This is a genomic window from Terrisphaera buseokensis (assembly GCF_047521145.2).
Classification (GTDB): Bacteria; Verrucomicrobiota; Verrucomicrobiia; order Opitutales; family Opitutaceae; genus ER46.
Genome location: NZ_CM134186.1, coordinates 1,279,572 through 1,297,890, shown reverse-complemented (window position 1 = coordinate 1,297,890; position 18,319 = coordinate 1,279,572). Strand labels below are relative to the sequence as shown.

Annotated in this window: 12 protein-coding genes; 9 read left to right on the top strand and 3 right to left on the bottom strand. The window is 65.2% G+C overall.

Features of this window, described 5'->3' with window-relative positions; genetic code table 11:
- Window positions 1–119: 119 nt before the first annotated feature.
- Window positions 120–830, bottom strand: a complete 711-nt coding sequence (locus ACLJEU_RS04645) for a class I SAM-dependent methyltransferase (RefSeq protein WP_414660734.1) — start codon at window positions 828–830, stop codon at window positions 120–122.
- A gap of 191 nt (window positions 831–1,021) precedes the next feature.
- Here ACLJEU_RS04645 and ACLJEU_RS04640 point away from each other — a divergent pair, with 191 nt between their 5' ends.
- The 6 genes from ACLJEU_RS04640 (at window position 1,022) to surE (ending at window position 7,523) form a co-directional block, all read left to right on the top strand.
- A complete protein-coding gene (locus ACLJEU_RS04640; RefSeq protein WP_414660735.1) occupies window positions 1,022–1,954 on the top strand; it encodes a glycosyltransferase family 2 protein in 933 nt (310 codons plus the stop codon).
- A 135-nt stretch (window positions 1,955–2,089) separates the two neighbouring features.
- On the top strand, window positions 2,090–2,896 hold the full coding sequence (locus ACLJEU_RS04635) for a glycosyltransferase family 2 protein (protein WP_414660736.1): 807 nt from the start codon (window positions 2,090–2,092) through the stop codon (window positions 2,894–2,896).
- 42 nt (window positions 2,897–2,938) lie between these two features.
- Window positions 2,939–3,328 carry a DUF721 domain-containing protein gene (locus tag ACLJEU_RS04630; RefSeq protein WP_414660737.1) on the top strand — a complete coding sequence of 130 codons (390 nt, stop codon included), beginning with the start codon at window positions 2,939–2,941 and terminating at the stop codon, window positions 3,326–3,328.
- Between the two features lie 329 nt (window positions 3,329–3,657).
- On the top strand, window positions 3,658–3,924 hold the full coding sequence (gene rpsO, locus ACLJEU_RS04625; RefSeq protein WP_414661067.1) for a 30S ribosomal protein S15: 267 nt from the start codon (window positions 3,658–3,660) through the stop codon (window positions 3,922–3,924).
- A gap of 302 nt (window positions 3,925–4,226) precedes the next feature.
- Entirely contained in the window at window positions 4,227–6,443 is a 2,217-nt protein-coding gene (gene pnp / locus ACLJEU_RS04620; protein ID WP_414660738.1) for a polyribonucleotide nucleotidyltransferase, read from the top strand.
- Between the two features lie 300 nt (window positions 6,444–6,743).
- A complete protein-coding gene (surE, locus tag ACLJEU_RS04615) occupies window positions 6,744–7,523 on the top strand; it encodes a 5'/3'-nucleotidase SurE (protein WP_414660739.1) in 780 nt (259 codons plus the stop codon).
- 193 nt (window positions 7,524–7,716) lie between these two features.
- Here surE and ACLJEU_RS04610 read toward each other — a convergent pair whose 3' ends face one another.
- Together ACLJEU_RS04610 and ACLJEU_RS04605 are read right to left on the bottom strand one after the other, a co-directional pair.
- Window positions 7,717–8,304, bottom strand: a complete 588-nt coding sequence (locus ACLJEU_RS04610) for a hypothetical protein (RefSeq protein ID WP_414660740.1) — start codon at window positions 8,302–8,304, stop codon at window positions 7,717–7,719.
- Window positions 8,305–8,514: 210 nt separating this feature from the next.
- On the bottom strand, window positions 8,515–9,603 hold the full coding sequence (locus ACLJEU_RS04605) for a XylR family transcriptional regulator (RefSeq protein ID WP_414661068.1): 1,089 nt from the start codon (window positions 9,601–9,603) through the stop codon (window positions 8,515–8,517).
- 362 nt (window positions 9,604–9,965) lie between these two features.
- Between ACLJEU_RS04605 and ACLJEU_RS04600 the strand changes: the two genes are divergently transcribed.
- The 3 genes from ACLJEU_RS04600 to ACLJEU_RS04590 all read left to right on the top strand — a co-directional run bounded on the left by ACLJEU_RS04600 (window position 9,966) and on the right by ACLJEU_RS04590 (window position 18,279).
- Window positions 9,966–11,420, top strand: a complete 1,455-nt coding sequence (locus tag ACLJEU_RS04600; RefSeq protein ID WP_414660741.1) for a sulfatase — start codon at window positions 9,966–9,968, stop codon at window positions 11,418–11,420.
- A gap of 108 nt (window positions 11,421–11,528) precedes the next feature.
- Window positions 11,529–15,326: a PVC-type heme-binding CxxCH protein gene (locus ACLJEU_RS04595; RefSeq protein WP_414660742.1), complete on the top strand. Its 3,798-nt coding sequence runs from the start codon at window positions 11,529–11,531 to the stop codon at window positions 15,324–15,326.
- Window positions 15,327–15,369: 43 nt separating this feature from the next.
- Window positions 15,370–18,279: a PVC-type heme-binding CxxCH protein gene (locus ACLJEU_RS04590; RefSeq protein WP_414660743.1), complete on the top strand. Its 2,910-nt coding sequence runs from the start codon at window positions 15,370–15,372 to the stop codon at window positions 18,277–18,279.
- Window positions 18,280–18,319 lie beyond the last annotated feature (40 nt).

Below are 18,319 nucleotides of genomic sequence, written 5' to 3'. Positions count from 1 at the left end.
GCCAAACCTCCACTCGCTGGCGCTCGTAGCCACGGGGCGAGTTGGCGTCCGCCAAGGGTTCCGATTTCCCCCAATCCGCAGTCCGCAATCCCCACTCCGCAGTTCACCCGCGCCCGCCGTCACATCCGAAACGCAATAATCGTTCCCGCCACGCCCACAATCTCCGCGAAGCGGCCGGCCTTGGTTTCCTCGAAGATCGCGCGCGTCACGCCGTCGGCCCGGCTGCCGAAGTCGTGAAACGCGATCACACCGCCGCGTTTCACAAACGGCGCCCATGCTTGGATGTCGGCCTTGCAGGCGTCGTAGGAATGATCGCCGTCGATGAAGATGAAGTCGATCGTCCCGCGCTTTGACTCGAGCGTCCGCGCGGCGGCGAGTGAGTCGCTCACGACCGGTTCACTGCGCGACGTGAAGCCGAGCGCGGCGAAATTTTCGCGGAAGATCTCGAGGGTGGAATTGGCGCCGAGTTGCCGAAAGTGCCGATTGTACCACGCGGCGTCCTCGCCGCAGGTTGAGAGGCCCTGAAAATTATCCACCGCGAAGATCTTGGTCCGCTCGCCCTTGAGACCGCCGGCGATGAAGCACGTCGACGCCCCCATCCACGAACCGACCTCGATGACCTGAGCGTGCGGCGGCAGATCGCTCGCGAGCTGAAACAGGTAACCGCGCTCGGGAAAGCTGCCCATGTCGTCCTGTTTGAAGTGCCGCGCGATGCGGTGAAACTCATCCCAGGCGAGATCGGGCCGGCGCTTGCGGGCCCCGCGTAGGTAGCGCCCGCACTTCTGGGCGAAGCGCAAGTCGCGAACGAGAGGCCAGTGCTTGAAAGCCATGTCGCGAAGAGAACGCCGCGAAACGTGAGTCGGGAAGCTTTTTTTCGGAGGGGTGCCCACGGAACACACGGACTACACGGAAGAAGTCCGGAGGTTTGATTCTTCCGTGTATTCCGTGTGTTCCGTGGGCCACCTTCAGCCTGGGTGTTTTTCGTGGTTTTCGTCGGCAATCCCATTTTCATTCGGGACGCATGTCCGCCGTCATCAAAGTCACCGTCGCGATCCCGACCTACAATCGGGCGGACTTTCTGCGGCAGACGCTGGCCGGCATCGTGGCGCAGCAGTTTCCCCGCGACCATTTCGAGATCATCGTCATCGACAACAACTCGACCGATCACACCCGCGCCGTGGTAGCGGAGTTTGCTTCCGCGCAACCGGCGCCCCGCTATGTGCAGGAGACGAAGCAGGGGCTCGACTACGCCCGCAATCGGGCGATCGCGGAGGCCCGCGGGGCCATCCTCGTGTTTGGCGACGACGACATCCTGGTCCAGCCGGACTGGCTCGCGCAGATGACCGTGCCGCTGCTGGCCGATCCGGCGCGTCGGATTGGCGCCGTGGGCGGCGAGGTGATTCCCGTTTTTCCCGATGGCCTGCCTGACTGGGTGCGCGAGTGGCACGCGCCGCTGGCTTTTCGTCCCGACCTCGGGCCGCTCGAGTCGCGACACTCGCCGATGGGCGCGAACCTGGCGTTTCCGCTGTGGGTGTTCGAGCAACTCGGGCCGTTTCACACCGCGCTCGACCGGGCGGCGGGCAACTACTTCTCCGGCGGCGACAGCGAGATGATTCGACGCGTGCGCGCGGCGGGGCTGGACGTGTGGTTCTCGCCGGGCGCCGCGGTGAAGCACCAGATGCCGGCGAGCCGGACAACGTTTCGTTACGCACGGCGGCATGCGTTCGACTCGGCGCGATCGCGCGTGATCGATCGCGCGGGCCAGCCCGGAGCCAAGGGTTATCTGGTCGGACGCTTCTTCGCCAATGTCGCCAAGGCGCTCGGCTTCACCGGGGTCGCGCTGCTCAACGCGCTCATTGTCCGCACCGGTGCCGCCAAGAAAGCGCTCGTTCGCGCGTGGCGGTCGTGCGGCTACCTTTACCAGATTCCGCGTTCGCTTTGCGGGAAAATCTGAGGGCACTGCCGGCCGGTGGGAGCGAAGCGGCCTCCATACGGATTCCAAATCCATGCGACCGGGGGCGGTCGCGGTCCCGGAATAACTCCGGTTTCGGCTTCCGCAGTCCGGAATAGTGTTCCTTAGTGGCGGGCGGTGGTTTCGCCGTCCCAGCCTCTCCCTCTCGCCGTTGCGATCATTGCGAAAAATGAAGCGCTGAACCTGCCGCGCTGTCTGGCGAGCGTGCGCGGCTGGGTGGGTGAAATCGTGGTGGTGCTCAACGACACCACCGACGCCAGCGAGGCCATCGCCCGCGCGGCCGGCGCCCAAGTCCATCATCTGCCCTGGCGGGGCTATCGCGACACGAAGAACGCCGCGTCCGATCTCACCACCCAACCGTGGATCCTGTCGCTCGATGCCGACGAGGAAGTGTCCGTCGCGCTCCGTCGTGACATCGAGGCGTTCCTCGCACGGCCCGATGCCGCCACGTTCGCCGGCGCGCGTTTCCCGCGCAAGGTGTGGTTCATCGACCGGTGGATCACGCACGGCGACTGGTATCCGGATTTGAGCCTGCGGTTGTTCCATCGGGATCGGGCTCGTTGGGGCGGCGACGCCATCGTCCATGAGAAGGTCGAGGCCAAGGGGCCGGTCGCGACGTTGCGCGGCGACCTGCACCACTATTCGTTTCCCACGCTCTCGAGCCATGTGGCGAAAATCACTCCGTTTGCGGATCTCTTCGTGCGGCAGCAGCAGGCGCGGGGCGCACACTTCTCGCTGTCGGCCGCGCTCTTCCGGCCCTGGTGGCGCTTTTTCCGCGCGTACGTGCTGAAGCGCGGCTTTCTCGACGGCTATCCCGGGTTTTACATCGCGTGCGCCACGGCGTTCGGGGCGTTTGTGCGCTACAGCCGGCTTTACGAAGAGGGTTACAAGAGCAACCCGCGCCTCGATCCGCATTCTCGCTAATCGCATCGGTTCACGCGTAATCGACTCCCACCGCAGGCCGCCATGGACGACAAAACCGAGCCGCATCAATTCAGCCGCATCGCCGAGGAACTCGTGGGCGAATTGCGGGGCGTGCGCTTTGATGACCCGAAGCGTTCCAAGAAGCGGGCGACGCAGTCGTTCGCCACAGTCGTGGAGCAGTTGTTGCAAAAGCATCAGATCGGGCGCGATTCGCCGGAGCACACGATTCGCGAGCAATGGAAGACGCTCGTCGGTCCGGCCAACGCCTCCTATTCGCATCCGGCAATGATCGAACGCAACCGGCTCGTCGTGCTCGTCAAACACTCCGTGGTCCAGAACGAGCTCTTTCACCACCGCGAGTCGATCGTGGCCCGCATCCAACAGATTCGCGGCTGCGAACACGTGAAGGCGCTGTTCCTGAAGGCTGGTTGATCACGTTCACGGTGAGTTCGCCGCCGGAACGCGGGCCGAGATTCGAGGCCGGCGCGCTTTGACATCTTATTGCCAAACGCCGGAGGCCTTTCCCCTGCTGATAAGCCGATCCGCCCCGGAAATTTGCGCTTGCGCGAGGGTGGTGGTTTCCGAATCCTCCTCCTCTTGCGTCAGTGAGTGCCCGCCGGTTGCGGGTGCCCACCATGACTGGTCTGGCATTCCGCCGGATTGGAACGGTGACGCCGGCTCACCCCGATTTCCATTCGGGCGAGGCGGGCGCCACGGAGCTCGCGAGGGTTCCCTACAGTCGTGAATCAAACCACAAAACCATGTCCACCACAGTCGTTAAACCCGAAATCATCAAGGAATACAAAACTCACGATAAGGATACCGGTTCGTCCGAAGTCCAAGTCGCGCTCTTGACCGCTCGCATCAATCATTTGACCGAGCACCTGCGCACGCACCGCAAGGATTTCCACTCGCGCCGCGGGCTCCTGCAGATGGCTTCCCGCCGTCGCAAGCTCCTCGATTATCTCAAGCGGCACAACCTGCCGAAGTATAACGAGCTGCTGCAGAAGTTGAACCTTCGCAAGTAACGCTTTCGTCACACAGGCGACCCGATCCGCGGGTCGCCTGTTGTCGTTTACGACACTCGAGATCAGGCCGGGACATTTCCGTTTGTTGCTTTGAAGCCGAAAGGCGCCAAACGGAAATCTCTCGCCTCTGAGCGAGCTGATTAAAGCGGGTCCGAGTTACCCCCGTCCGATCCCCGCAGCGGCACTTCCCCTCGCCGCCGCCGCTTCCGTCCATCGGAAGCCAAACGATCCAAGCCAGTCGCGTGTCGCTGGCCGGTTCGTCTTATCCGCAGCCACGCAATCCGTCCGAATCGTCCGAAATCATGCAACAGAAACATTCAGTCACCGTGCCCGGCCTCGGGATCACGTTCTCCACCGGCACCTACGCCCAGCTCGCCAACGGCGCAGTCAACGTTCAAGTCGGCGAAACCAACGTCTTCGTCACCGCCTGCATCGCGCAGACCACCAAGCCGGGCCAGGATTGGTTCCCGCTCACGGTCGATTACCGCGAAAAGTACGCCGCCGCCGGCCGTTTCCCCGGCGGTTATTTCAAGCGCGAAGGCCGTCCGTCCGAAAAGGAAATCCTCACGTCGCGCCTCTGCGATCGTCCCTGCCGCCCCCTCTTCCCCGAGGGCCTGCTCAATGAAGTCCAGATCATCGGCCAGCTCATGTCGGCCGATCAGCTGAACGAGTCCGACATCCCGATGGTCAACGGCGCCAGCGCCGCCCTCGCGATCTCCGACATTCCGTGGAACGGGCCGATCGCCTGCGTCCGCGTCGCCCTCATCGACGGCACCTTCGTGGCCAACCCGACGATCGAGCAGATGTTTTCCTCCTCGCTCGACCTGATCTACGTCGGCACGAAGAAGGACATGCTCATGATCGAAGGCAGCGCCGACCAGATGCCCGAGGATGAGTTCATCAAGGCTCTCGAGTTCGGCCACGGTGCGATCCAACCGATCATCACCGCCATCGAGGAACTCCAGCGCCTCGCCGGCAAACCGAAGAGCACGTTCCCGCTCGTCGGCGCCACGGCCGAAGCCCGCGCCATCATCGAGCGCGTCGTCCCGACCGAGCGCATCGTCGCCGCCATCTTCGGCAAGGAAAAGGCCGAGCGTTCCCGCGGCGTGAAGACGTTGAAGGAAGAGGCCAAGGCCGCCCTCCTCGCCGAGCTCGGCGAAGGCAAGTTCACCGATGTCGACCTCAACGTCGTCTTCGAAGACCTCCAGTACAAAGCCTACCGCAAGAACGTCCTCGAGAAGGGCGTCCGCGCCGATGGCCGCGATGCGAAGTCGCTCCGCGCGCTGAGCGCCTCGGTCGGCGTTCTCCCCCGCGTGCACGGCAGCGCGACGTTCCAGCGTGGCGACACGCAGAACATCGCCATCACCACGCTCGGGCCGACCAAGGAAGCCCAGGACATGGACGGCCTCACCGGCGGTGCCACGTCGAAGAGCTTCATCCTACACTACAACTTCCCGCCGTTCTCCGTCGGTGAAACCGGCCGCTTCGGCGCTCCCGGTCGTCGCGAAGTCGGTCACGGTGCCCTCGCCGAGCGTTCGCTCGTCCCGGTGCTCCCGCCCGAGGATGCGTTTCCCTATTCCATCCGCGTCGTCTCCGAGATCATGGCCTCCAACGGCTCGACCTCGATGGCGTCCATCTGCGGCGGCTGTCTCGCCCTCATGGACGCCGGCGTGCCGATCATCGCTCCGGTCGCGGGTATTTCCTGCGGCCTGATGACCGACAACAACGCCGACGGCTCGATCGCAAAGTGGGTCACGATCACCGACATTCTCGGTGAGGAAGATCACTTCGGCGACATGGACTTCAAGCTCGCCGGCACGACCAAGGGCATCACGGGCTTCCAGCTCGATCTGAAGATCAACGGCCTGCCGTTCGAAATCGCCAAGGTCGCCATTCATCAGGCCCGCGACGCGCGCGTTGAGATTCTCCGGACGATGCTCGCCTCGCTACCGGCTCCCCGCGCCGACCTCAGCAAGTTCGCGCCCCGCATCCAGACGATCCAGATCGATCCCGAAAAGATCGGCCTGCTCATCGGACCCGGTGGCAAGACGATCCGCCGCATCACGGAAACGACCGGCGCGCAGATCGACATCGCCGAGGACGACTCCGGCAAGGTGTTCGTGTATTCGAACAATGCCGACGCCATGAACCGCGCGATCGCCGAGATCGACGGTCTCTGTGGTGGTGGTGCAGGCGGCGGCGGTGGTGGCGGCGGCGCCCCCATTGAAACCGGCAAGCTCTATCACGGCCGCGTCACCGGCATCAAAGACTTCGGCTGCTTCGTCGAGTGCACGCCCGGCAAGGAAGGCCTCTGCCACATCAGCGAACTCGCCGACTTCCGCGTCCGTCGCACCGAAGACGTCGTGAAAATGGGCGAGATGATCTGGGTGAAGTGTGTCGGCATCGACGAACGCTCCGGCAAGGTCCGCCTCTCGCGCAAAGCCGCGATGAAGGAAATGGAAGGTCAGAAGCAGCAGCCCGCGGCTCCCGCCGACGCGCCCGCCGCTCCTGCCCAGTAAATCATCGAACGGGCTTCACGCCCCCAACGATCAAAGCCGCGGCGCCAGTCGCGGCTTTTTTATTTTCCCTCTCTCTCAACCCTCCTGGCTTCCTGGCTTCTGAATTATACCCATCGCTCTTTGCCTTTGGACTTTAGCCGTGCCTACGAGCGCCAGCGAGTGGCCACGATCGATCCAGAAGTCCAAAAGCAAGGAGCGATTGGTATTACTGCCCGGTTCGATTTTCCGTGGTAGACCCGTCCGCACTCTCGCGCACAAAATTCCTTTGCGCCCCTCGCCCGGGTTTGCGCCCATAGACGCATGCGTTTCCTGGTCACCAACGACGACGGCATCGAGAGCGTCTTCCTGCACGAACTCGTGCACGCGCTGCGGGCCGCCGGGCACGAGCTCTACGTGGTGGCGCCAAAGTGCGAACAGAGCTGGGTGGGAGCGGCCAAATCGCGCAACCGGCCCGTCCACGCCACCGCCGCCGATCGCGGCCTCGGCTGCCCGACCTGGATCGTCGACGGCACCCCGAGCGACGGCGTGAACATCGCGGTCGGCCACCTGCTGCCGCGGACGCTCGAGATCGATGCGGTCATCAGCGGAATCAACGTCGGGCTCAACGCCTCGCTCGGTTTCATCATCGCGAGCGGCACGATTGCCGGCGCATGGGAAGGCGCGCTGCACGGGTTGCCGGCGATCGCGTTTTCCCAGGATCTCACCGCCGAAGTCTACGACAACCTCAAGGCCTCGGGCGACGTGCCGTCACCCGCGTTGCACGCGACCCTGAAAGTCTCTGCGCAACACGCCGCCAGGTTGGCGCCGGAACTCGCAGCCTCGACGCTGCCCCGCAGCTTCATCGTGCATAACGTGAACTTCCCGCTGCCCTGCCGGGTGGAAACTGAAGTGCGCCGCACCGTCCCAGCCCGCGTCGTGGTGCCCGGGCTCTTCAGTCCCGCCGGCGATGACGGCACGCATCGGTTGATCTTCCGTCTCGGCGACGATTTATCCCCGCCTGAACCGCTCACTGATCGCGCCGCGCTCACCGCCGGCTACATCAGTCACTCGGTGCTCGATTATAAAAAGATCGGGCAGTAACTGCGCCGCAGGCCCGTGGGGAGTTGAAAGGTGAAGGTTGAAAGTTGAAAGACTTCAACCGTTTCGGAGAGGTGGGCCGGAATGAACACAGGGCCCACGTCAGGTAGATTCTCCATCAAACACCTGCTCGTGCGCTCGCGGGGCCCGGTCTTTCAACTTTCAACCTTCACCTTTCACCTGCGCGCGTTCCGCGCTAGGGCTTGTCCGCGCGTACCACCACGCCGCCGCGGAACACCACTTCGCGAATATCCGGCGGAGTGGGGCGCGTCACAATCGGACCGCCCATCCCGCCGAGGCCTCCCATGCCGCCGACGCCACCGATGCCGGTGCTGCCGACGCCAATTCCGCCGACGCTGCCGCCGATGCCGATGCCAGTCGACGTGCCAATCGAGGTGCCGCCGCGTCCGGTGGAAATACCAATGCCCGAGCCGCCCATGCCGATGCCGCTGCCGCCCACGCCCATTCCTCCGGATCCCATCGTGCCACCCGGATAGTACACGTTGCCCGGGTCGCCACCTTTCGAATACACCCAGATTTCATCGCCCGCAGGCGACGTCGTGATCTCCGTGGGATTGCCCCACGCGACCCGCACCATGTCGGTATTCATTCCCGCTTCGACTTTGCCGTCGAGCACGGCCTGGCGGGTTTCGATGGGCCACGTCTCGTAAATATCACGATTGCGATCGATGCGGTTCATCTGCGACGACGAACATCCTCCGGCCGCTGCCGCCACGCCGAGCGCGAACAACCAGCACACGTTGAACGAGTGTCTACGCTTCATGGTGGCGGAGACCATACACCGAACCGGTGACTCGTAAAGTCTACCATGGCAAAAAGCGCGCCGAACCGGTCCGACGGGCAAACGGATCGTCTCAACGCAGGCCCGCCGACCCGGGAGCGCCGGCCTCCGGCCGGCATCGGATCGAAACAGGCGGGACGCCGGCGCTCCCGGATCGACCGGCGTCAGTGCGGCGCCTCGACGACGAAAGCCCTAGCCTTGCGCGCCCGCCCGAAACGCGCTCGGCGTCCGCCCGGTCTCCCGTTTGAACAACACGCTCAGGTACTCGACGTGCTCGAAGCCAGTGCGCTCGGCGATCAGGTAAAGCGGCAGATCAGTCTCGGCCAGGAGCTGCTTCACGCGGCCGAGCCGGACTTGCAGAATCTCCTCGCGCGGGGTGTGTCCGAGCAGCCGTTGAAAACGCTGTTCCAACACGCGGCGGGACAACGGCACCGCGCGCAACACGTCGCTGACATTGATGCCGTCGCACGCGTGTTCGCGGATGTATTGCACCGCCCGCGCGACCTCCCGGTCGTCGACCGCCAGGACGTCGGTGGACTGCCGCGCCTCAATCCCCAGCGGGGCAATCAGGTGCGCCGTGGCCGGCACGCGTTTGCCCGCCATCAAGCGGTCGAGCAAGGCCGCCGCCTCATACCCGGCGCGGTGGGCATTCGGGATCACGCTCGAGAGCGGCGGCGACGCCAGTTCGCAGAGCAACGCGTCGTTATCCACCCCGATGACCGCCACTTCGTCGGGCACGGCCAGTCCCGCAGCCCGGCACGCATCGAGCACCTGCTGCCCCCGGATGTCGTAGGCCGCCATGATTCCCACCGGCCGCGGCAGCTCCTTCAGCCAGCGCAGCAAGGCCCGCGCCTCCGCCGCCACATCGCCGGGCACCACGTCCGGTCGAAACACGTCGCATGCGTGACCCGCCGCCCGCAGCCGCGCGACAAAGTGATCTTCCCGCCAACGCGACCAGTTGAACCGCGCGTCCCCGCAGTACGCGAAGCGCTTGAACCCGCGTTCCAGCAGGTGCTCCACCGCCAGCTGGGCGATTTCGTCGTCATTCGTTTCCACCCACGGCAGCACCGGCACCAGGCGCGCCGCACTCAAATCCACCGCCGGCAGACCGGTTTCCACCACCGCCTGGGCGATCCGTGGAGTTTCAATGCGCGCAATGATGCCGTCCCCCTTCCACCCCTTCAGCCACAACGGCGGATCGTCGCCGCGCCCCTGCTCCATCAGATGAAACGACCAGGGCCGGTGCTCGCGGATGTAGTGCACCACGCCGAGCAACAGCATGCGCGCATAGGCATTCGACGTCTCGATCAACAACGCCACTTGGCGTCGTCGCGGCGGAACCGGCTCACGCTTTTTGACGATCACCGCCCGACCTTTTGCTGGCCGCGCAAAAAATCAACCTCGCACTCGCCGGGTGCCGCCATCCTTCGGGTGGTCGGCGGTGAATAAACTCATTTCAATGGCGTGAACTCTCATGGAGTTCGCCGGGTCGCGTCTGCTATTCTCCGACCACCCTTTTCTCCCCTTGCGCCCGGCTCACCCGCCGGGCGTCCACCGTCCAACCGCCTGAAAATCCCTGTCCGCACGGCTTCGCCAGTCCCTGCCTCCGCCCCCCGCGTGAAAGCAGTCCATTCCGCCCCGTAATGAAAGTCCCCTGCTTCCTGGCGGCCCTCCTCGTGCTCGCGTTTACCCCGCGCGCCACCGCCGCCGCGCCGGCGAAACCCAACGTCGTCCTCATCCTGGCCGACGATCTCGGTTGGACCGATCTCGCCTGCTTCGGCAGCGACCTTCACGAGACGCCCGCGCTCGACCAGCTCGCCCGTGACGGCATGAAGTTCACTCAGAACTATTCCGCCTGCACGGTCTGCTCGCCGACCCGCGCCGCGCTGCTCACCGGCAAATATCCCGCGCGCCTGCACGTGACCGACTGGATTCCGGGCGCAATGCCCGACAATCCCAAGCTGCTCGTGCCGGACTGGACGAAGTTTCTGGCGCTGGAGGAGACGACACTCGCCAAGGTGTTCAAGGCTGCCGGCTACACCACCGCCAGCATCGGCAAATGGCACCTCGCCAAGGTCGGCACCCAGGAGTCCTATCCGGAAGCCCACGGTTTCGACGTCAACATCGCCGGCACCGACAAAGCCCAACCACCGACGTACTACGCGCCGTGGAAAATCCCCACGCTCACTCCCGAGGGCAAGGACGGCGAACATGTGACGGATCGACTCGCCGACGAAGCGGTGAAGTTCATCGAGCGTTCGAAGGACCAGCCGTTCTTCCTCTACCTTCCGCACTTTGCCGTGCACACGCCCATTCAGGGCCGCCGCGACCTCACGGAAAAGTACCGGAAGAAAATCGCGGCCAAGGGAGCCGCCACGCTCACCCACAAGAACCCCGATTATGCCGCGCTCACCGAGGGGCTCGACACCGCCGTCGGTCGCGTCCGCGCCAAGCTCGCCGAACTCAACCTCACGGAGCGCACGATCATCGTGTTCACCTCCGACAACGGCGGCCGCATCACCCAGGGCACAACCAGCAACGCACCGTTGCGCTTCGGCAAAGCCTCCGCGTACGAGGGCGGCGTCCGCGTGCCGCTGATCGTTTTCGCGCCGCGCGTGACGACCGCCGGGACGGTTTCCGACGCGCCCGTGATCACGATGGATCTTTTCCCCACGCTCGTGGAACTGGCCGGTCTGCCCGCCAGCGCCGCGCGCACCGCGGTCGACGGCGTCAGCCTCGCCTCCTTGCTGCGGGGCGGCGCGAAGCCGACGCGTGACACGCTGTTCTGGCACTATCCGCACCACCAGCACTACCAACTCGGCGGCACGATGCCCTACGGCGCGATTCGCGCGGGCGATTTCAAGCTCGTCGAGTTTTTCAACGACATGCACAGCGAGCTCTACAACGTCCGCGAGGACATCGGCGAATCCCGCGACCTCGCCGCCGCCCAGCCGCAAAAAGTCGCTGAACTCCGCGCGCGCCTGCACGCGTGGCGCCAGGAGTTCGGCGCGCAAATGCCCACGCCCAACCCCCGGCATGATCCCGCCCGCCCCGAATACACCCCGCCGCCCGGCAAGGCCAAGAAGGCGGCGAAATGAACCCGCGTGGAGCGCGCGTCCTGCGCCCAGGGGGTTGAAGCCAACGCCGGTTCTGTCACAGCACCTTCGACTTTCGACGCAACGAAACCTCTTTCGGAATCTGTCTCCATGAAGCCTTCCCTCCTTCGCTCCTGTTGCGCCCTGCTTGCGTCCGGCTTTCTGCCCACGGCTCAGGCGGCCCGGCTGACGCTCCGCCAGGACACGGCCGCGCATACGATCTCGGTTTATCGCGACAACGTCCCAGAGCCAATCCTCACGCAGAACGCTCGCCCCGACTTCCGCCCCTATCTCCACCCGATCGTCGCACCCGACGGGAAGAGCGTGCTCACCGAGTTCAGCCCGAGCCATCATCTGCACCAGACCGGCCTCTATTGGGGACTCACCCGCGTCAACGGCCGCGACTACTTCCACAATCCCGGCAACGGCTACTGGCGTCGCGTCGCAAGCGAACCGATCATCACGCAGGGCAGTGAAGTGAAGTGGTCCACGGTGTATCATCTCCTTGATGACGCCGGCCGCGCGATCATGGCCGAGACGCAGGTCTGGACGATGCGCGACAGCGGCGACCGCTACCTGCTCGATCTCGAATGGAAGGGCGAAGGTCTCATCGATCTCACGGTCGCGAAGTACGACTACGGCGGGCTCTTCGTCCGCATGCCCTGGCGCGCCGGGATGGAGGGCGGCGTGGTCAACAGCAACCGCCAGCGCGACCAGCGCGCCACCGGCCAGCGCGCGCTCTGGGTCGACGTCGGCCTCAAGCTCGAGGGCCGCACCGACCAGGCGCACATCGCCGTCTTCGATCATCCGAAGAATTCCGGTTACCCGCTGCCGTGGCGCGTCGACGGCCAGATGGGCATCGGGCCGAGTCGCGCCATCGCCGGCGACTGGTCCATCACCCGGGGCCAGTCCGAGACGGTCCGCCACCAACTGGTCGTTTACACCGGCGCGCTGAACGACCTCGCGCTCACCGAGTCGTGGAAGGCCTACACCGGCCAGAACAACGACACCGTGCTCTGGGGCCTCGCCAAGGCCGAAGGGATGAAGGCGACGTTTCTCACCGGCGAACAGGCCGCCGCCCAGATGACCGTGCCTGCCGGCTTCGAGGTGAAACTCGCCGCCGCCGAGCCCATGATCACGCAGCCGATGGCGTTCTGCTGGGACGACCGCGGCCGCATGTGGGTCGCCGAGAATCGCGACTACGAAACGCGCAAGACCGGCTTCGCCAATCAGGGCGACAGCCGGATCGTCATTCTCGAGGACACCGACGGCGACGGGAAATTCGACACGCGCAAGGTCTTCGCCGAAGGCATCCCGTTTCCCGCCGCCATCGCCGTCGGCTTCGACGGGCTCTGGCTCGGCGCCCCGCCGAATCTGCTCTTCGTGCCGGACAAGAATCACGACGATCGGGCCGATGCCGCGATCGAGATTCGCCTCACCGGCTGGGGCATCCAGGATCGGCACGAAACACTCAACAGCCTCAACTGGGGTCCCGACGGGTGGCTGTACGGCTGCCAGGGATACGCCACGCGCTCGACCGTCGGTAAACCCGCCGACGGCGGAAAATTGTTCAAGCGGGGAGAGGCGTTCCCGGAAAAAATCCCCGTTATCGACGGTCAGTATATCGACGGCGGCGTGTGGCGTTATCATCCCACCAAGGACCGCTTCGAGATCGTGGCGCACGGTTTCAGCAATCCGTGGGGCCTGGATTTCGACGACCACGGCCAGATGTTCATCACCGCCTGCGTGATCCCGCATCTCTGGCACGTGATCCCCGGCGGCATCTATCACCGGCAGGGCGGCCGACACATCAACCCGTACATCTACGACGACATCAAAACCATCGCCGACCACCGCCACCGCTCGGCGCACGGCGGCGCGCGCATCTACCTGGCCGACGAATTTCCCCGCGAGTACCGCGATCGGATCTTCATGGCCAACATCCACGAGCACGCCGTGCTCACCGACATCCTCGAGCCCAAGGGCTCCGGTTTCGTCGGTCACCACGGAGATGATACGCTCCTCGCCAACGACGCCGCCTGGGTCGGCTTCAGCATGGAGATCGGCCCCGACGGCGCCGTCTACGTGCTCGACTGGCACGACGGCGACATCTGCGGCAACTCCCTCACGGAAAAAGAGACTGGCCGCATCTATCGACTAGCACCCAAGGGCCTCGCCGGCAAATCAGGCCTCAACCTCACCGTCCAATCCGATCTCGAGCTCGTCGCGCTGCTGAATCACCGCAACGACTGGTACGGTCGCCGCGCCCGCGTCATCCTGCAACAGCGCGCCGCCGAGGGGCGCCTCTCGCCCGCGGTGCCGCCCCGCCTCTGGGAGTTGTTTGCCCAATCGCAGACCGCCGCGCAAAAACTCCGCGCGCTCTGGGCGCTTCATGTCACGAAGCAGCTTCCGGTCGACCGCCTGCTGCCGCTGCTCGACCACGCCGAGCCGACCATTCGGAGCTGGGCCATTCAACTGCTTGGCGAAGATCGTTCGGTCGGTGCTGAGGCCTTGAAGAAATTCGCCGCCATGGCGCCCGCGGATCCGTCGCCGGTGGTGCGGCTCGCGCTCGCCTCGGTTTTGCAACGAATCCCGCTCACCGAGCGCTGGACAATCGCGCAAGGCCTCGTCACGCACGCCGGCGATTCCTCCGATCATAATATCCCCAAGCTGATTTGGTCGGGCGTCGAGCCGCTCGTGCCCACCGACACCGCGCGCGCGCTCGCCCTCGCCGCCGGCAGCGCCATTCCGCAGCTCACGCAATGGACCGTGCGTCGCGCGGTCGCCGCCCAGCAGATTGAAGCCGTCGCCCGCACGCTGACGACCACCACGACGCTCGCCGCGCGCCTCGCGTTGCTGGAAGGCCTACGGGACGGTCTCACGTCACTCGGCCGCCGCAAAGCCAGCGCGCCGGAAAACTGGAGCGCGGCCAGCGCCGCCCTTCTCGCCACGGGTGATGCCGCGATCGGCACGCTGGTCACGCAAGTCAGTCAGTTGCTCGGCGACGCGAAGGCGTCCGCCGCCCAGCTTGCGATCCTCCGGGATCAGGCCGCGCCGGTCGAACGCCGCCGCGAGATTCTCCGCAGTTTCGCCCGCGACGTCTACGTTGAAGCCCTGCCCGCGACGCTCGCGCTGCTCGACGAAGCGCCGCTCCGGCGCGACGCCATCCGCGCGCTCGCGGCCTTCGACGATCCGCGCGTGGCCCAGCAGCTCCTCGCCCGCTATTCCGCCTTCACCGCCGCCGACAAAGCCGAGGCCATCCTCACGCTCGCGGGCCGGCAGACCACGGCGCGGGCGCTCTTCGCCGCCCTTCGGCAGAACACCATTCCGAAACGCGACGTCACCGCTTTTGCCGCGCGCCAGCTCCAGCGCGTGCTCGGGCCGGCGTTCGTCGACTTCTGGGGACCGGTCGCGCAGCCCGCCGAGGACAAGCAGGCCGACATCGCGAAATTCAAGCAACTCCTCACCGACGCCGAATTCGCCCGCGCCAACGTTCCCAACGGTCGCGCCCTGTTCGAGCGCACCTGCAGCACGTGTCACACGCTCTATGGCACCGGCGGCAACATCGGCCCTGATCTCACCGGCTCCAACCGCGCCAATCTCGATTACATCCTGACCGAGATCATCAACCCGAGCGAAGTCATGCAGGAGAGCTATCAACTCGTCACCGTCACCACGCGCGACGGTCGCACGCTCGCGGGCAATGCCGCCGCCGAGGACGCCCAGCAGCTGACGCTTCGTCTCATCGGCCAGGATACGGTGATCGCAAAATCGGAAATCCTCTCCCGCGAGAAATCCGCGATCTCGATGATGCCCGAAGGCCTCCTCAAAACCCTCACCACCGAGGAAGTTCGCGACCTCCTCGCCTATCTGAAAACCACCCAACAAGTCCCCCTGCCGAAACCGTAAGCCGCCCGCCCGCTGACGCCCGGCCCCAAAACTTTTTCCCTCCATGCGCCTCACCCTGTTGCTCTGCCTGTTATTCCCGCTCGCGCTCCGTTGCGCCGCCACTCCGATTCGCGTGCTCTACCTCGGCACCGAAGATCGCACGCCCCGCATGAACGCCCACGCGTTGATGCGCGACCTCGGGCGCGATGCGATCTGGTTCGACTATCTTTCGAACCCGAAGGACGCCACGCCTGCGTTCGTGGCGAAATTCGACGTCGTGGTCCTCGACGCCCCGGCCGCCGACTTTCCGTTTCTCGCCAACGTCCCCGCGAAAAAAATCCTGCAAGCGGCTGCCCTCGGCAACGCGGCCTCCGACGCCTTCGCGCTCACCGCCAAACCCCAGCTCCTCGCCGCCGCCGGCCCGGATCGGGTATCCGCCTGGGAAAAGTTTCTCGCCCAACGCGACCCGGAAACCCGCGAGGCCAAGCCGACGATCGCCAACTACGAAAAGCGGCCGCAACCGATCACTCTGCAGCATCCGTTCAGCGTGAAGGGCAGCACGGAGCGCACCCAGGTCGCACCCGATCTTCGCCTTGAGTTGTTCGCCGCCGAGCCCGACATCTCCAAACCGATCTTCATGGCGTGGGACGAACGCGGCCGGCTGTGGATCGCCGAGACACGTGACTATCCGCACGACGTGAAGCCCGATGGCATGGGCAACGACAGCATCAAGATTTGCGAGGACACCAACGGCGACGGCCGCGCCGACAAGTTCACCGTCTTCGCCGATCATCTGAACATTCCGACGGGCTTTGTCTTCGCCAACGGCGGCATCGTCGTCGCGCAGTCGCCGCGTTTCCTGTTTCTCAAGGACACCAACGGCGACGACAAGGCCGATGTCCGCACCGAGATCATGACCGGCTGGGGCATCAACGACACCCACGCGCAGGCCAACAATCTTCACTACGGCTACGACAACTGGCTCTACGGCGCGGTCGGCTACTCCGGCTTCCGCGGCACCGTCGGCGGCGAGGAAAAGCAGTTCGCGCAGGGCACGTATCGTTTCAAGGCCGACGGCTCCGCCCTCGAATTTCTCCACCAGTTCACCAACAACACCTGGGGACACAGCGCCAACGCGTTTGGCGATCAGTTCGGCGGCACCGCGAACAACGCGCCGATTTTCTTCGGCGGCATTCCCGCAACGATGGCACCCAAGGGCACGCGCGCGATGACGGCCAAGCGCATCAACACCGAGGACAAGACGCACACGATCACGCCGAACTTTCGCCAGGTCGACGTCATGGGCGGCTACACCGCCGCGGCCGGCAGCGCTTTCATCTACTCGGACCGCCTGCCCGCCCGCCTCCAGGGTCGGGCCATGATCTGCGAACCGACGATGAAGAACATCGCGCTCTTCGACGTGCAGCGCGACGGCGCGGGCTACGTGGCCAAGGACGGCTTCAATCTCGTCGCGAGCAGCGATGAATGGATGTCACCCGTCTTCGCCGAGGTCGGCCCCGACGGCGCCGTGTGGTTCGCCGACTGGCAGAACTACATCATTCAGCACAACCCCACGCCGAATCCTGATCGCGGTGGCTACGCCGCCAAGACGGGCGTCGGTGGAGCGCACGAAAATCCCCTGCGCGACCACGCCCGCGGCCGCGTTTACCGCGTCGTCTGGGATCAGGCCAAACCCGCCACGATCACGTCGCTCAAGGGCGCGAGCACCGCGCAACTCGTCGCCGCCCTCGGTGACGCCACGCAATTCTGGCGGCTCACCGCCCAGCGTCTGCTCGTCGAGGGCAAGCGCACCGACGCCGCCCCCGCGCTGAAGCAAGCGGTCGCCGGCAGCGATCCGATCAAGGCAATTCACGCCCTGTGGTCCCTCCATGGACTCGGCCAACTCGACGACGCCACGCAACGCATCGGCCTCCTCCACGCCGACGCCGCGGTGCGGCGCAACGCGACCCGCGCGCTCGGTCGCGATGCGGCCGCCGTGGCGTTGTTCTTCGCCTCAGCCGTCGTGAGTGATCCCGATCCGCTCACGCGCCTCGCCGCCCTCGTGAAGCTCGCGGAGTTTCCCGCCACGCCCCAAATCAAATCCGTCGTCGTCAGCCTCGTCCGCAATCCCGCCAACCAGAAGGACGAATGGCTGCGCGAAGCATCCCGGCTGCTAGCGAAGCTGCACGGCGCCTCGCTCTTCCGCGAAGGCCCGAACCTGCTGCCGAATTCCGGCTTCGAAACGATCGGCAGCAACGGTCTCCCCGAGGGCTGGAAACGCCGCGATTACGGGACCCGCGAGGGCAACGCCACCGCCGAGTGGAAGATCGTGGACGGCGAAAAGGATTTCCACGGCGGGAAACAGGCGCTGCGCGTCATCACGCGCGCCGACGCCGACACGAGTCTCCACGCCGACGTCCCGCTCAAGCCGAACACGCAGTACCGTCTCGCCGGCTGGGTGAAGACCCACGCGTTTTCCGGCCGCGCGAGTCTCAACATCCACGGGCCGCGCATCGAAACCGAAATCCTCCGCCGCCGCGACAGCGACTGGACCGAGGTTGAAGTCGAGTTCAACAGCGGCGCGCTCACCACCGCGAGCGTCAACGTGCTGCACGTCGCCCGTGGCGATGCATATTTCGACGATGTGCGCCTCACGGAGCTGATCGTCATCGACGACACCACCAAGCTGATCGCCGCCGATCCCAAGCGTGGTGAACAGCTCTTCCTCAAGCATCCCGCGGCCTGCGTGCTGTGTCACGCGCTCAAGGGCCAGGGCAGCACCGTCGGTCCCGCGCTCGACGGCATAGCGAGCCGGGCCACGCCCGCTTACATCCGCGAGAGCCTCCTCGAGCCGAGCAAGGCCATCGCGAAGGGCTACGAGCAGTTCAAGATCTCACCGATGCCGCCCATGGCCGACATCTTCAGCCCGCAGGAACTCTCCGACATCGAAGCCTTCCTGCTCACTCTGAAATAGTCGGAGCCGCGGCTTCTCAGCCTGGCTTGAACTCTCATCG